General features: G+C 47.2%; 1 protein-coding gene. It reads right to left on the bottom strand.

Annotated elements, in window-relative coordinates:
- Positions 1 to 21: 21 nt before the first annotated feature.
- The gene (locus QW71_RS36070; RefSeq protein WP_039310910.1) at positions 22 to 1,152 is read right to left on the bottom strand and encodes an IS4 family transposase; all 1,131 of its coding nucleotides are present in this window, start codon (positions 1,150 to 1,152) and stop codon (positions 22 to 24) included.
- Positions 1,153 to 1,246 lie beyond the last annotated feature (94 nt).

Raw genomic sequence — 1,246 nt, forward strand, 5'->3', positions numbered from 1 at the left:
CAAGCCTGTTGATTCCCCATATTATGGTATGGATATAATTTCCAAAATACCCTTGTTCCTGAACAGACTAAACTGAACCTGCCACTCCAGCGGAAGACTAAATATACGCCAATGCTGCATAAATTCCCAAAAGGTCAGTTGAACAAAAACGGGCACGTTGGGGTGAATTTCATCATAAACACGTCTCAGCACCACATAGACGGCAAGGGCCACAAACAATTGGCTATATACCGCATTTTCGGTGGTCCCAAATAGACATGGCACGTTCAAATGCTGTTTAATCCAGCGGAAAAAGACTTCAATTTGCCAGCGAGCCTTGTAGATTTCAGCGATCACGTGGGCGGACTCATTTCTCAAATCGGTCACGACCCGCACGACTTCACCCCTGTCATTTTTAAATTCAACAACCCGGTGCCGATGGGCCGATTGGCATTTTCCCTGACCGATATAACAAGTAATATCGCGTACAATCGTTGTATCTCCCTCGGCCGGTCGATGGAGTTTACGCGGCTTTACCAAATGGAGATTGTCTTTGAGCCGAATCACGAACGACTGCCCATGAAGCACATATTGATCCAATCTGCTGATTTTTCCATACGCCCGATCCTGTACCAAAATGTAGTCAGGGTCTGCCAAAACCTCTCCAAACGGAGCGTCATTGCGCCTGGCGATGGATTCCTCCACATTCACGGGGGAACGCTGGCCATGAGAAACGGCGACATGCAGCTTAAGACCCGCTCTGAATTTTTTGTACGGGGCCCAGGACATTCGAGAGTTCGCAGCCGTAATCGTCGTCGAGTCAATTAACAGAAGATCTTTAGGCAAATTCAGATGCCGCCGGGTTTGACGGTTACATTTCTTGACGAGCAGTTGAAACATACGTTTGAAGATTTCGTAAGGAACCTCACCGGCTTTGCCGGAAAGTGTGGAGTAATGGACCTTGGGCAACCCGTAGCTTGGGCCTAATCGGGTGCTTTCACGGAAGCCGTTCCATTTCTGGTAGCAGGCTTGGACAAAGTAATCGAGCAGCAAACCAACGGTCATTTTATTTCCTGTATCCTCGTAGCCTTTGGTTTTTCCGATCAAGGTTTGGATATCTTCCGGTGTTAACACTTGTTTGAAAACAGCTGAAAATGGGGTATATTTATTCATGAGGTCGCCTCATTTCGGTTTGGTTTGGTCGTACTTACCATTACCCGAAATGGCGGCCTTTTTCGTCCCTTTTTTTGGGAAATCAACACGCCTA

This window comes from Paenibacillus sp. IHB B 3415, from assembly GCF_000802655.2.
GTDB lineage: Bacteria > Bacillota > Bacilli > Paenibacillales > Paenibacillaceae > Paenibacillus_AQ > Paenibacillus_AQ phytohabitans.

Coding starts and splice junctions, on each gene's coding strand:
- QW71_RS36070 (WP_039310910.1), bottom strand. CDS start 1,152: ATGAATAAATATACCCCATTTTCAGCTGTTTTCAAACAAGTGTTAACA.